Raw genomic sequence first — 14007 nt, 5'->3', positions numbered from 1 at the left:
CACGGACACTACTCACGCCCCGCGAAGGCGCAATAGGTTTAGACCACTTTCGTGTTCAAGTCGAAACCTGGTTCAACAGGGTTCCTTCGAAAGTCACTTGGGGTACTTCCGGCGTCACCCGAGGTGCGCCCCGGGTTACTTGAGGTACGGCCGAACAGGGCTACGGACCGGGGCCGAACGGCCTAATCGGGTCGGCTACTTGAGGGCGCCCGCGGTGAGGCCCGCCTGCACCTGCCGCTGGAAGACCGCGTACACGACGAGCACCGGCACCATGGCGATGGTCAGGCCCGCGAAGAGCGCTCCCCAGTCGCCGCGGTAGCCCTGCGCGATCGCCAGCGAGGCGAGTCCCTGCGGGAGGACGTAGCTGGACTCGTTCTCGTTGTTGAGGAGCAGCGGCAGCAGGTACTGGTTCCACTGGCCGAGGAAGTTGAAGATGCCGATGCTGACCAGGCCCGGCTTGGCCATCGGCAGCATGATCTGGAAGAAGGTCCGGGTGTGGGACGCGCCGTCCACCATGGCCGCCTCCTGCACGCCGGTGGGCAGCGTGCGGAAGAAGGAGGTCAGGAAGAAGGTGGTGAAGGGCAGCGAGTAGGCGATGTACGCGATGATCAGACCGGCGCGCGTGTCCAGGAGCTGGAAGTTCTCCATGACCGCGAAGAGCGGCACCAGCGCCAGGATCACCGGGAACATCATGCCGCCCGCGAACAGCAGGAAGACGAACTTGTTGCCGGGGAAGGTGAACCGGGCGATGACGTAGGCGGCCATCGAGCCCAGCAGCATGGTGCCGGTCAGCGATCCGGCGAGGATGATCAGCGAGTTGAGGGCGTACTGCCCGATGTGCGCCTGCGTCCACGCGTTCGCGAAGTTCGCCCAGTGGAAGGACGAGGGCAGCCCCATCGGGTCGTTGAGGATGTCGGACGAGGTGCGGAAGGCCGTGATCGCGACCCAGACCAGCGGGCCCGCCGCCATCAGGGTCCACAGGACCAGGAAGGCGTGCGAGAAGACGTTGAGGGTGCCGCCGCCCTCCTTGGCCTTGATCTGATCGGCCGTGCCCCGACGGGACTCGGTGAGTGTGCTCGTGCCCATGACGTGGTCTCCCCCGCTCTCAGTATTCGATCCGGTCGCGGTTGCCGAGCCGCATGACGATCAGGGAGAACACCACGCTCAGCAGGAGCAGTACGACGCCGATGGCGGTCGCGTAGCCGAACTGTCCCTCGCGGAAGCGTTCGTAGAGGAAGACCGGGGTCACCTTCATGGCGTGCGAGGGCATCATCACCAGCACGATCGCGAAGGAGTCCAGGGCCTGGATGCCCATGTAGACCCAGCCGGTGCGCACGGTGTCCCAGATCAGCGGGAGCGTCACCTTGAAGAAGGTGGTGCCCCGGCCCGCCCCGTCCAGCAGGGCCGCCTCGTAGATGTCCTTGGGGATGCCGCCCATGGCCGCCGAGAAGAGCACGACGTAGAAGCCGACGAAGCTCCAGCAGATCACGGTGAGCACGGCGATCAGCGCGAGGCCGTACTCGCCGCCCAGCCAGGCGGGGCCCTTGACGCCCACCAGGTCCAGGCCGCCGTTGACCAGTCCGGCGTTGGTGTTGAAGACCCGGCCCCAGACCACCGCGATGATCGCCACGGAGAGCACCTGCGGGAAGAAGTACACGACCTTGTAGAGCGAGGAGCCCGCGACGCCGGAGATGGCCTGGCCCTTGCGGTGCCTGCCGCCCGCCGTGATCATGTACGCGAAGAAGACGCCGAGGACGAGCGTGACGACCGGGGCGATCACCAGCAGGGTCAGGCTGGTGGTCGTGGAGTCCCAGAACCGTTCGTCGTTCCACATTTTGACGAAGTTGTCGAAGCCGATGAAGTTGGCTATCGGCCCGCCCGACCAGTCCGTGAGCGAGTAGTAAATCGCCTGGAGGAACGGCGAGATGACGAATATCGCGTAGAAGGCCAGCGGAACCGCCAGGAATCCCGCGACGAATCGGTATTTGTCGAGTGTCCGGTACCTCCGGTCGTACCGGACACTCATCGGTGTGAATCGGGGCGGCAGGAGTATCGCCGCGAAGAACAACAGCCGGTTGGGAGGCTTGGCCGCCCGCTTCTCGATACTCATGCCGCTCCGATTTTCACCCGTTGCGCTCAACTGGCCGTGGCTCAGCCGACGGTGGTTCAGACCTTCTTGATCTTCGTGATGTCGGGGTCCTTGGCGACCCGGTCGGAGGCCTTCTGCATGATGTCCAGGGCCTCCTTGGTGCCGATGCGGCCCATCATGAAGTCGCCCATCACCTTGTCGTAGTCGGCGGTGAACAGCTCGCCGTACCACTCCTTCCAGAACGGGATGACGATGTTGTCGCCGGCCGCGGTGATGGCCTTCTGGGAGCTGTCGGTCCCCGGCGGCAGCTTCATGCCGTCGATGGCGCCCTTGAGCGCGGGAATGCCGCCCGTCTCCTTGAAGAGGTTGACGGACGCCTCCTTGCTGTACATCATCCGCATCCACTCCAGACCGCCCTGTACGTTCGCGGCCTTGGCCGGGACGATGAAGGGCTCGCCGGGCGGCGAGTACAGCGTGCCGAAGGGCATCTTGTCGCCGGAGGACAGCGCGGGGGTGGCGCCGACGGTCATGCCGAAGCCCGCCGGGGTGGTGTCCTTGGCCTCGTTCTCCACCCAGGAGCCGTTGGGCACGAAGACGCACTTGCCCTTGGTCCAGGCGGTCTGCATCTCGGTGTGGCCCTGCGGACCGTCGAAACCGGTGAGGACGTACTTCTTGGCGACGAGCTCCTCGAACGCCTCGAAGACCGACTTCACGGCGTCGCTCTTCCAGCAGTTCGGCTCCAGGTAGTCCATCGCCTCGACCGCCGCACGGCCGCCGGCCTGGGCGAACATCGCGTACATCGAGAAGAGCATGTAGCGCGGGTGGCCGCCGGGGTAGCTCCAGCCGTGGATGCCCTTGTCCTTGGCCTTCTTGCAGACGGCCAGCATCTCGTCCCAGGTCTTGGGGTACTGCGACTCCAGGGTCTCCTCCAGCATCCGCCGGGAGTACCAGTTGCCGTAGACCGTCATGGCGATGTTGAGCTGGTAGCAGCCCTTGGTGCCGAAGGCGCCCATGGACTGCATCGCCGGGTAGAGGCTGTCGCGGACGGTGACCGACGGGTTGTCCCAGGAGGGCGCGTCCAGCATCTCGGTGAAGTCGGCGACCTGCTGGTTGGTCACCAGCTTGCCGATGTTCATCTGGTCGGCGCCGGAGTTGTTGATGACGTCCGCCGCCGGGTTGCCCCGGACGATCTTCGGCTGGAGCTGGGTGGCGATCTTCTCCGTGGCCTTCTGGTCGACCTTCGCCTTGGGATGGTTCTTGGCGTACATGTCGGACACGAACCGGGCGTACTTGTCCTTGTAGCCGCCGTTGAAGATGTACACCGCGAGCGCGGCGTCCTCCTTCACGCCGAGCGGGTTCTTCTTGGACTTCTCGCCCTTCGCGGGCTGGTCCTTCGTGTCGCCTCCACCGCCGGCGGCACAGGAACTCAGTGCGCCGACTCCGGGCAGCGCGAGCAGGCTCGCGGCCGCGGTCCGCTTCAGCACGTCACGACGATTGACGTTGGTGGGTCCCATGCTCAAGTCCTCGCCTTCTCCAGGACTCAGGCGGTGTACCGGTACGCCCCCGTCCCCCGTAAGGAATTCGCCTACGGCGAAGGGCCCCGCCACCGCGGTCAGATGACTTGATCGACTCTTGGACGCAAATGTTGGACGCAACTCTTGGACGACTGCGCGCCCGGCTCACGGCTCCGCGTCCGGTTTCCCGGCCGTACGGCCTTCCGGGTCGTGCGGACGCCGATAGGTATAGTCCAGTTCCCGCCAACTGGGCAAGATCGCAAGCAAGGTTGACCGGGCTTCTTTCCCGAGTTGAGACCTCTTGGATATCCGCGCGCACATTTGTCCAACTGACGCCTCCCCAACATCCTTGACACCACTGGATACTTGCTTCACCACGGAGAGCGCCTGAACACCTGACAACGTTGTCTCAGTGAAGGATGCCGCAGGATGCAGCCCAGACCCGGACACACCCGAACCAGACGTCGCAGAGGCACCTCGGCGGTGCTCGCCTGCCTCGCCACGACCGCCCTGGCGGTGACCCTGCTCGCCCCGGCCGCCACCGCCCGGCCGGGCCCGCCCGCCCCCGCGGGCGGCACGTTCAGCTCCTCCTTCGAGCCGGGCGAGCCCGCACCGGCCTGGCGCGACACCGTCGAGACCGACGCCGGGGGCCGCAAGAAGGCCTCGGGCGTCGACGGCGGCGAGTCCCCCGGCATCCCCGGCAACGTCACCGACCGGGTGACCGCTCTGCGGGCGAGCGCCGAGAACGCGGCGGGCGGCGAGGTCAAGGAGAACCTGATCGACATCACCCCCGGCAGCAAGTGGCTGGCCTTCGTGCCGGTCGGCTGGGTGGAGTTCGACCTGGAGGAACCGGTCAAGGTCGTGACGTACGCCCTGACCTCGGCCAACGACGCCGCCGAGCGCGACCCGAAGGACTGGACCCTGGAGGGCTCCGCCGACGGCAGGTCCTGGACCACCCTGGACACGCGCAAGGGCGAGACCTTCACCTCCCGCTTCCAGACGAAGACGTACGGCATCGCGAACGACACCGCGTTCCGGCACTACCGGCTGAACATCACCGCGAACGGCGGCGCACCGCTCCTTCAGCTCGCGGACGTCCAGTTCTCGAACGGCGACACCTCGACGCCCACCCCCGAGGACATGCGCAGCCAGGTGGACCGGGGGCCGTCCGGCTCCCCCACCGCCAAGTCGGGCGCGGGCTTCACCGGCAGGCGGGCGCTGCGCTACGCGGGCACGCACAAGCCGGCCGGCCGGGCGTACTCGTACAACAAGGTCTTCGACGTGAACACCCGGGTCGGCCGGGACACCGAGCTGTCCTACCGCGTCTTCCCCCAGCTCCCCTCGGGCGACAAGGGCGCGGACCTCGGCTACCCGGCGACGAACGTGGCGGTCGACCTCGCCTTCACCGACGGCACGTACCTGAGCGACCTGCGCGCCCTCGACCAGCACGGCGCGGTGCTCTCGCCGCGGGGCCAGGGCGCGTCCAAGACGCTGTACGCCAACCAGTGGAACCACAAGGCGGCACGGATCGGCACGGTCGCGGCAGGCAAGACGGTCGACCGGATCCTGGTGGCGTACGACAACCCGAAGGGCCCGGCGGAGTTCCGCGGCTGGATCGATGACGTGCGGATAGCCGCGAGAGCCCCCGAGAAGCGGCTCGACCGGCTCTCCGACTACGCCCTCACCACCCGCGGCACCCACTCCAGCGGCTCCTACTCGCGCGGCAACAACATCCCGGCGACCGCCGTCCCGCACGGCTTCAACTTCTGGACGCCGGTCACCAACGCGGGCTCCACGAGCTGGCTGTACGACTACGCGCGCGGCAACAACGCCGACAACCTCCCCACCCTCCAGGCCTTCAGCGCCAGTCACGAGCCGAGTCCCTGGATGGGCGACCGGCAGACCTTCCAGCTCATGCCCTCGGCGGTGTCCGGCACCCCGGACGCCACCCGTACCGCCCGCGCGCTGCCCTTCCGCCACGAGAACGAGACGGCGAAGCCGCACTACTACGGCGTGCGGTTCGAGAACGGTCTGCGCACCGAGATGACCCCGACCGACCACGCGGCCATGATGCGCTTCACCTTCCCCGGCGACGACGCGAGCGTCATCTTCGACAACGTCTCCAACGACGGCGGCCTCACCCTCGATCCGGCGACCCGTTCCTTCACCGGCTTCTCGGACGTGAAGAGCGGCCTGTCGACGGGGGCCACCCGGCTCTTCGTGTACGGCGTCTTCGACGCTCCCGTGACCGCGGGCGGCAAGCTGAGCGGCGGCGGAGGCGCGGACGTGACGGGCTATCTGCGCTTCCGGCCGGGCCAGGACAAGCAGGTCACCCTCCGCCTCGCCACCTCCCTGATCGGCGTCGACCAGGCGAAGGCGAACCTGGCCGACGAGATCCCGGCGGGCTCCCGCTTCGAGCGGGTCCGGGAGCGCGCGCAGGACGCCTGGGACCGGATCCTGGGCCGCGTCGAGGTCGAGGGCGCGAGCCACGACCAGCTCACCACCCTGTACTCCAGCCTGTACCGGCTCTACCTCTACCCCAACTCCGGCCACGAGAAGGTGAACGGGAGGACCCGGTACGCGAGCCCCTTCTCCCCGCAGACCGGCCCCGACACGCCCACCCGCACGGGCGCGAAGATCGTCGACGGCGAGGTCTTCGTCAACAACGGCTTCTGGGACACCTACCGCACGACCTGGCCCGCGTACTCCTTCCTCACGCCGAGGACCGCGGGCCGCCTGGTCGACGGATTCGTGCAGCAGTACAAGGACGGCGGCTGGATCTCCCGCTGGTCCTCGCCCGGTTACGCGGACCTGATGACCGGCACCTCGTCGGACGTCGCGTTCGCCGACGCCTACGTCAAGGGCGTCGACTTCGACGCCACCGCCGCGTACGAGGCGGCCCTGAAGAACGCCACCGTCCTGCCGCCCTTCTCCGGCGTCGGCCGCAAGGGCATGGACACCTCACCCTTCCTGGGCTACGCCTCGACCAGGACCCACGAGGGCCTGTCCTGGTCGCTGGAGGGCTACCTCAACGACTACGGCCTCGCGAAGATGGGCGAGGCGCTGTACGAGAAGACGGGGAAGGCCCGCTACCGGGACGAGTCCGCGTACTTCCTCAACCGGGCGCGGAACTACGTCAAGCTCTTCGACACCCGGGCCGGCTTCTTCCAGGGCCGCGACCTCGCGGGGGCCTGGCGCGTGCCCTCCGCCTCCTACGACCCGCGCGTCTGGGGGTACGACTACACCGAGACCAACGGCTGGGGGTACGCCTTCACCGCCCCGCAGGACAGCCGGGGCCTGGCCAACCTCTACGGCGGGCGCGGCGGGCTCGGCAAGAAGCTCGACGCGTACTTCTCCACCCCGGAGACCGCGTCGCCGGAGTTCACGGGCTCGTACGGCAGCGTCATCCACGAGATGACGGAGGCGCGTGACGTGCGGATGGGCATGTACGGGCACTCCAACCAGGTCGCCCACCACGCGACGTACATGTACAACGCGGCCGCGCAGCCCTGGAAGACGCAGGCCAAGGTGCGCGAGGTGCTCTCCCGGCTCTACACCGGCAGCGAGATCGGCCAGGGCTACCACGGCGACGAGGACAACGGCGAGCAGTCGGCCTGGTACCTCTTCTCCGCGCTCGGCTTCTATCCGCTGGTCATGGGCAGCGGCGAGTACGCGGTCGGCTCCCCGCTCTTCACCCGGGCGACCGTGCGCCTGGAGAACGGGCGCACGCTGACCGTCCGCGCCCCGGAGAACAGCGCGAAGAACGTCTACGTCCAAGGGCTGAAGGTCAACGGGCGCGCCTGGAACTCCACCGCGCTCCCCCACGACCTCCTCGCCCGGGGCGGCACCCTGGACTTCGCGATGGGCGACCGCCCGTCCGCCTGGGGCTCCGGCCGGGGCGCGGCCCCGGTCTCCATCACCCGGGACGACGAGGTCCCGGCCCCGCACACGGACGCCCTGGCCGGTCCGGGCCCGCTCTTCGACGACTCCTCCCTCACGGAGGGTCCGTTGACGTCCGCCACGAGCCTGCCGGTGGCCGCGCCGACCCGGGCGCTCCAGTACACCCTGACCTCGTCGGACCGTACGAAGGCGCCGAGCGGGTGGGTCCTGGAGGGCTCGAAGGACGGCAGTACGTGGACGGCCCTGGACCGGCGCTCCGGCGAGTCGTTCGCCTGGGACCGCCAGACACGGGTCTTCACGGTGGCCCGGCCGGGAACGTACGCGCACCACCGGCTGGTGCCGGCCGGCGGTGGTCCGGCGGTGCTGGCGGAGCTGGAGCTGCTGTCCTGAGCCGGGGTCCTCGCCCCGGGGACGCCTGACGTGTGTTCGTTCGTGTGACGGCCGCCGGTTTCCGGCGGCCGTCGTCACGTCTGCGGCCCGGCCGGGGCGGCCGGCGTCCTGCTCGTCGGCCGTGCGGCCGGGTGCTGGGACGGCGCGGGCGCGGGGGTCCGGTGCGCGGCCTCCCGGGTGCCCGTCCATGCCTCCCACAGCGCGGCGTAGCGGCCGCCCGCCGCACGGAGTGCGTCGTGCGTGCCGGTCTCGACGACGCGGCCCGCGTCCAGGACGACCACCCGGTCGGCGGTGGCCGCCTGGGTGAGCCGGTGCGCCACGATCAGGGCCGTGCGGCCCTCGACCGCGGCCGCGGCCGCCTTCTCCAGGGCCCGCGCGCCCGTGCTGCCCGCCTCCGCCGTGGCCTCGTCGAGGATCGCGACCGGCGGGTCGGCGAGCACCAGGCGGGCCAGGGCCAGGGACTGGGTCTGGGCGCTGGTGAGCCGGTGGCCGCCGTCGCCGACGACCGTGGCGAGCCCGTCGGGCAGGGCTTCAGCCCAGGTCAGGGCGTCGACGCGGGCGAGGGCCGCGCGCAGTTCGGCGTCGCTCGCGCCGGGGCGGGCCAGGCGCAGGTCCTCGGCCAGGGGGCCGGAGAAGACGTGGGTCTCCTGGGTGACCAGGGCGATCGCCCCGCGCACGGCGGCCGGGCCGAGTTCGGTGAGGTCGGCCCCGCCGAGGCGGACCGTTCCGGCGCTGGGCCGGTGGATGCCCGCGATCAGCTTGGCGAGGGTCGTCTTGCCCGCGCCGCTCGCCCCCACCAGGGCGACCTTCTCACCGGGGGCCAGGGTCAGGTCGATGCCGTGCAGGACGGGGTGGCCGTCGTCGTACGAGTGGGCCAGACCGGCGACGGTGACGGACGCGTCCCGTGCGGTGGCCGGGCGTCCGGGCTCCTCGGGCGGCGGGAGGTCGGCGACGCCGACCAGGCGGGAGAGGCCCGCGGTGGCCTTCTGGGCGTCGTCGAGGAGGACCAGGGCCGCGTTGATCGGGCCGAAGAGGCTGTGGAAGTACAGGGCGGCGGCGGTCGCGGTGCCGAGCGAGGCGGAGCCGTCGCGGACCAGCCAGTACCCGACGCCGAGCACGCCGGCCAGGCCGATGAACTCCCCCACGTGCAGGCGGCAGTAGAAGCTGAGCACCAGCTTCACGCCGCGCATGGTGATGCCGACGGCCGCCCGGGAGCGGGTGGTGACCCGCTCGGTGTGCGCCCGCTCCAGCCGCAGGGTGCGCACGGTGACGGCCCCGCCGATGGTGGCGAGCAGTTGCTGCTGGAGCCTGCCGGTGACGACGCGCTGCTCGGCGTACAGGGGGACGGCCCGGCGCAGGTACCAGCGCGCGGTGTACGCCTGGACGGGCACGGCGAGCAGGGCCGCGACCAGGAACCGCCAGTCGAGGACGGCCATCGCGCCGAGGGTGAGCACGATGGCGACGACGGAGCGCGCCAGCTCGGGCAGCGCGGACCGCACGGCCTCCGCGACCAGCGAGACGTCACCGGTCACGCGGACGGTGAGGTCGCCGGACCCGGCCCGCTCGACGCGTTCCAGCGGCAGCCCGAGCACCCGCTCGACGAATCGTTCCCGCAGCCGGGCGAGAACGGTCTCGCCGAGCTTCGCGATGCGCGCGACGCCGACCCCGGTGAGCACGCCCTGCACGACGGCGACCACCACGAGCAGCAGGACGACACCGGTGACCGCCTCGGCCTCGCGGTCGGCGGCGAGGTCGACGATCCGCCCGAGCAGCGGCTGCGTGAACAGCCCGACGGCGGTGGCGACGACGAGCGTCCCGAAGCCGCCCACGGCGAGGAGGCGGTAGGGGCGGGCGAGCTCGCGCACAGCGGCCCTGGTGCGGGCGGGCGTGGCGACGGGCAGCAGCCCGGTGTCCTTGGCGGGGCCGGTCTCGGGGCTGGTCATGAGAGCACCGCCGTACGGTAGGAGTCGTACCGGTCGAGGAGTTCGGCGTGCGCCGCGGTGTCCGTCACGCGTCCGCCTTCGAGGAAGAGGACCCGGTCGGTGACGGCGAGCAGGGCCGGGCTGGTGGCGACGACCACGGTCGTACGGCCGCGCCGGACCTCCCGCACCCCGGCGGCGATCCTGGCCTCGGTGACGGCGTCGACGGCGGTGGTGGGGTCGTGCAGGACGAGCACGGAGGGGTCGGCGGCGAGCGCCCGGGCCAGGGCGACGCGCTGGCGCTGGCCGCCGGAGAGGGACCGACCGCGTTCGGTGACGGGGGTCTCGGCGCCCTGCGGGAGGGTCCGGGCGACCTCGTCGGCGCCGGAGGCGGCGAGGGCCGGGCCGAGATCGCGGCCCGCGGGGGCGGCGGCGGCGATGTTCTCGGCGAGGGTGCCTTCGAAGAGGTCGGCGTCGTGGTCGGCGACGAGCACGGCGGTACGTATCCGGGCCGGTTCCAGCTCGGTGAACGCGACCCCGTCCAGTACGACGGCCCCGCTCTCGGGGTCGCCGCGCCGCCCGAGGCAGCTCAGCAGGGCCGTGGCGTCGGCGGGGTCGGGCGCGACGACCCCGAGCAGCTCGCCGGGCCGGGCCTCGAGGTCGACTCCGTCGAGGCTCCCGAGACTGACCCGCTCCAGCCGGATGCGTCCGGCGGGGGCGGCGGGGTCCGGGACGCCGGGCGTTCCCGTACGGGACGAGTCCGCGACAGATCCCACTGCCCCGGCCGCGCCGGAGCCGGAGTCGCCCACCACGGGCTCCGCCCCCAGCACCTCCGCGATGCGGGCGGCCGAGGCCCGCCCCTGGGCGAACTTCGAGGCGATCCAGGACATGCCCGAGAGCGGGCCGAGCAGGAACAGCGCCAGGCCGACCGCCGAGACCAGTTCGCCGATGCTGATGTCGCCGCTCGCGGCGAGCCGCCCGCCGACGTACGCGACCAGCGCGATGAAGACGCCGGTGAGCACGAGGATGACCGCGCCCTGCCAGGCCTGCGCCCGCGCCGCCCGCAGCGTCGCGGTGAGCGCGTCACGGCTGGTGGCCCGGTAGCGGGCGAGCGCGGCGGACTCCGCGCCGATGCCCTTGAGGACACGCAGTCCCGCGACCAGGTCGGCGGCGGTGCCCGAGGCGTCCGCTGCGCTCTCCTGCTCGCCGTGGCTGCGCCGCTCCAGCGGCTTGCCGAGCAGGTTGCCGAGCCACAGCAGCAGCGGGGTGCCGAGCAGCACGACGAGCCCGAGCGGGAGCGAGATCCGGATGAGCACGACGGCGCTGACGAGGACGGCGGTGAAGTTCGCGACGCCGACGATCGACGCCATGGAGACCAGTCCGACCCGTCGGGCGTCCTCGGTGGCGATGCTGGTCAGGGCGCCCGGCAACCGTCCCTCGTCGGCGCCGCCGCGCGGGTCCAGGACCCGGGAGACGAGCTGGACACGCAGTGTGTGCGCGGCCTTCTCGGCGGCGCGCTCCCAGGCGCGGGCGCCGAAGCGGAAGCTGTAGGACAGCACGACGTACAGCACGGCGAGCGCGGCCAGCCACCACAGCAGCAGGCCGCCGTCGCTCCGCCCGACGGCACGGTCGACGACGAGGCCGATGACGACGGGCACGAGCGCCTCGGCGGCCTGGTGCGAGGCGCCCAGCACACTGCCGATGGCCAGCTCGCGCCGCTGTCCGGCGAGGGAGCGCCGCAGCACGTCCCGTCCGGAGAGGGCCGTCCGCCCGGCGAGGACGGCCGTCCCCACTGTGTTCCTCCGCATGTGCCGCCTTACTCGAAAAGCCCAGGACGTGAAAAGCCCAGGTAAGGCTAGCCTAAGAAATTTCATGCCGTGCCAGTGCGGCAGCCGACCGAATACTGAAGCACATAAGGACCACATGAGGACATAAGCCGACCCGGCGTCAAATCCCGTTGGTCGGAATGTAGTTGGCGTGTGAAGATACCGTGGATCAAGAACGATCAAGCCGTGGCTCCCCCAGGGATTCGCCCGGCCACTCCCCTGACCATGGAGTTCTACGTGGCCAAGTCCACCACCCGCTCGCGCGGGCGTTTCCTCTCCCGCGTCGCCGTCGCCGCGATAACCGCAGCCCTCGTGGGCACGACGGTCGGCTCGGCCCAGGCGGCGCCGGCGCCGAAGCCCTCTCCCGCGGAGAAGGCCGCGGCCGCCGCCGCGCCCCAGCAGGCCCCGCGGCAGGCCGCGCCGAAGGGAACCCTGCGCGCCGCGGCCGTCGCGCAGCCCCAGCACGCGCTGTTCGGCATCACGACGGGCGACGACGCCTACATCTACGGCCCGAACGGCACCGGCGGCTACGGCGCCCGCGAATACGTGACCCCCGGCTACAGCTTCAAGTTCGCCGCCCAGTCCCACAACAGCGACGAGCCCGGCGGCTACTCCGCCGGCATCTGGACCTGGGACTACGCCGGTCAGCTGAGCTTCTCGGGCGACGCGGGCACCACCGAGCTCGGTGGCGGCTGGGGCGTCTACAACCAGATCCTCTCCCCCGGTGACCTGGCCGGCGCCGCGGGCGCCGACCTGATCGCCCGCGACGGCGACGGCACCCTGTGGCTCTACCTGGGCTACGGCGACGGCAGGCTCACCGCCAAGACGAAGATCGGCGGCGGCTGGGGCCAGTACACCCAGATCGCCGGTCTCGGCGACGTCAGCGGTGACGGCAGGGCCGACATCGTCGCCCGCGACGGCTCCGGCACCCTCTGGCTGTACGAGGGCAACGGCGACCGCAACGACCCGTTCGCCTCCCGCGTCAGGATCGGCGGCGGCTGGAACATGTTCAACGCCCTCGTGGGCGCGGGCGACCTGGACGGCGACGGCCTCTCGGACCTGATCGCCCGGGGCACCGACGGCTCGCTGTGGCGCTACTCGGGCACCGGCAACCCCCTCTCCCCGTTCGCGGCGCGCGTCCAGATCGGCACCAGCGGCTGGAACGCGTACCGCCTGATGTTCTGACCGGCGCCTGACGCGTCTCGCCCGGCCGAGAGGGCCGCACCCCTGCCGGGGTGCGGCCCTCTCGCGTCACATCGGCACCAATAAGCCCTGGTCCCCCGGCAGTTGGCATGTGAAGATGCCGTGAACCACTTCTGCCGAACGTGTGGCGCGTGTCAGTCCTTCCGCGCCACGGCACCTTCATGTCTCCGGAGAAACCGCATGGCAAGAGCCATTTCCCGCACGCGCGGGCGCATTCTGTCCCGCCTGACCGTCGCCGCGCTCGCGGCGGCCCTCGTCGGCACGACCGCCGGCGCGGCCCAGGCCGGGGAGCCTCCCCAGCCCTCCTTCAAGGAGCGGACCGCCGAGCTGAAGGCCGTCTCCCCCGCCCCGCAGCAGGCCGCACGCGGGGTCGCGCGAGCGGCCGAGCAGGGCGTGCGCCAGGAGCTCTACGCCTTCGCCGGGCCGCAGTTCTACTGGTACACGCCGAACGGCAAGGGCGGCTACCAGGCCCGTGACACCGCGAACAACACCTCCTGGGGCAGCCTCAAGTTCCTCACCCACACCGACCGCGACTCCGACGGTTACACGGACGGGATCTGGGAGTGGCACCAGGAGGGTTCCCTGTACTACCAGGACGACCTCGGCGGCCGTCGCGTGGGCGGCGGCTGGCAGATCTACAACCAGATCTTCTCCCCGGGGAACCTGGGCGGGGCCGCGGGGTACGACGTGCTCGCCCGCGACTCCGACGGCGTGCTGTGGCTCTACCTGGGTTACGGGGACGGCAACCTGACCGCGCGCAGCAAGGTGGGCGGCGGCTGGGGCCAGTACACCCAGATCACCGGCCGCGGCGACATCACCGGTGACGCCAAGGCCGACATCGTCGCCCGCGACCGCTCCGGCACGCTGTGGCTCTACCAGGGCACCGGGGACCGGAACGCTCCCTTCAAGGCGCGCACCCCGGTCGGCGGCGGCTGGAACACGTACAACACGATCGTGGGCACGGGCGACCTCGACTTCGACGGCGTCACCGACCTGATCGCGCGGGACACCAAGGGCGCCCTCTGGCGCTACTCGGGCACCGGCAACCCGACCACCCCGTACAACCAGCGCGTACTGATCGGCACCAGCGGCTGGAACATCTACCGCATCCTCGCCTGACGGACACGCCGCGCACAGCGCGAGGGCCGCACCCCCTCCCGGGGGTG

Annotated in this window: 8 protein-coding genes; 3 read left to right on the top strand and 5 right to left on the bottom strand. The window is 70.8% G+C overall.

Annotation, left to right across the window (positions count from 1 at the left end):
- Positions 1 to 195 precede the first annotated feature (195 nt).
- The 3 genes from ACIP93_RS14165 to ngcE form a co-directional block, all read right to left on the bottom strand.
- A complete protein-coding gene (locus ACIP93_RS14165; protein ID WP_401758385.1) occupies positions 196 to 1086 on the bottom strand; it encodes a carbohydrate ABC transporter permease in 891 nt (296 codons plus the stop codon).
- A 19-nt stretch (positions 1087 to 1105) separates the two neighbouring features.
- On the bottom strand, positions 1106 to 2026 hold the full coding sequence (locus tag ACIP93_RS14160) for a sugar ABC transporter permease (RefSeq protein ID WP_345219026.1): 921 nt from the start codon (positions 2024 to 2026) through the stop codon (positions 1106 to 1108).
- 140 nt (positions 2027 to 2166) lie between these two features.
- Positions 2167 to 3603 (bottom strand): N-acetylglucosamine/diacetylchitobiose ABC transporter substrate-binding protein, encoded by a 1437-nt coding sequence (gene ngcE / locus ACIP93_RS14155; protein WP_345217623.1) that lies wholly within the window; start codon positions 3601 to 3603, stop codon positions 2167 to 2169.
- A gap of 429 nt (positions 3604 to 4032) precedes the next feature.
- Between ngcE and ACIP93_RS14150 the strand changes: the two genes are divergently transcribed.
- Positions 4033 to 7893, top strand: coding sequence for a GH92 family glycosyl hydrolase (locus ACIP93_RS14150; protein ID WP_401758381.1), 3861 nt, complete (start codon positions 4033 to 4035; stop codon positions 7891 to 7893).
- 74 nt (positions 7894 to 7967) lie between these two features.
- Here ACIP93_RS14150 and ACIP93_RS14145 read toward each other — a convergent pair whose 3' ends face one another.
- Both ACIP93_RS14145 and ACIP93_RS14140 read right to left on the bottom strand, forming a co-directional pair.
- Complete coding sequence (locus ACIP93_RS14145; RefSeq protein WP_401758378.1) at positions 7968 to 9836, bottom strand: ABC transporter ATP-binding protein; 1869 nt, start codon at positions 9834 to 9836, stop codon at positions 7968 to 7970.
- Positions 9833 to 11620: an ABC transporter ATP-binding protein gene (locus ACIP93_RS14140; RefSeq protein ID WP_345217617.1), complete on the bottom strand. Its 1788-nt coding sequence runs from the start codon at positions 11618 to 11620 to the stop codon at positions 9833 to 9835. Before ACIP93_RS14140 ends, ACIP93_RS14145 begins: the two co-directional genes overlap by 4 nt.
- A gap of 243 nt (positions 11621 to 11863) precedes the next feature.
- Between ACIP93_RS14140 and ACIP93_RS14135 the strand changes: the two genes are divergently transcribed.
- Both ACIP93_RS14135 and ACIP93_RS14130 read left to right on the top strand, forming a co-directional pair.
- Positions 11864 to 12823: a VCBS repeat-containing protein gene (locus tag ACIP93_RS14135; protein ID WP_345217615.1), complete on the top strand. Its 960-nt coding sequence runs from the start codon at positions 11864 to 11866 to the stop codon at positions 12821 to 12823.
- Between the two features lie 198 nt (positions 12824 to 13021).
- Positions 13022 to 13960, top strand: coding sequence for an FG-GAP repeat domain-containing protein (locus ACIP93_RS14130; RefSeq protein WP_401758374.1), 939 nt, complete (start codon positions 13022 to 13024; stop codon positions 13958 to 13960).
- The last annotated feature ends 47 nt before the right edge of the window (positions 13961 to 14007 follow it).

Origin of the sequence: Streptomyces sp. NPDC088745 (genome assembly GCF_044751045.1) — a bacterium.
GTDB classification, from domain to species: Bacteria; Actinomycetota; Actinomycetes; order Streptomycetales; family Streptomycetaceae; genus Streptomyces; species Streptomyces cremeus.
The sequence above is the reverse complement of the archived record's forward strand: the minus strand, read 5'-3'. Positions and strand labels throughout refer to the sequence as shown.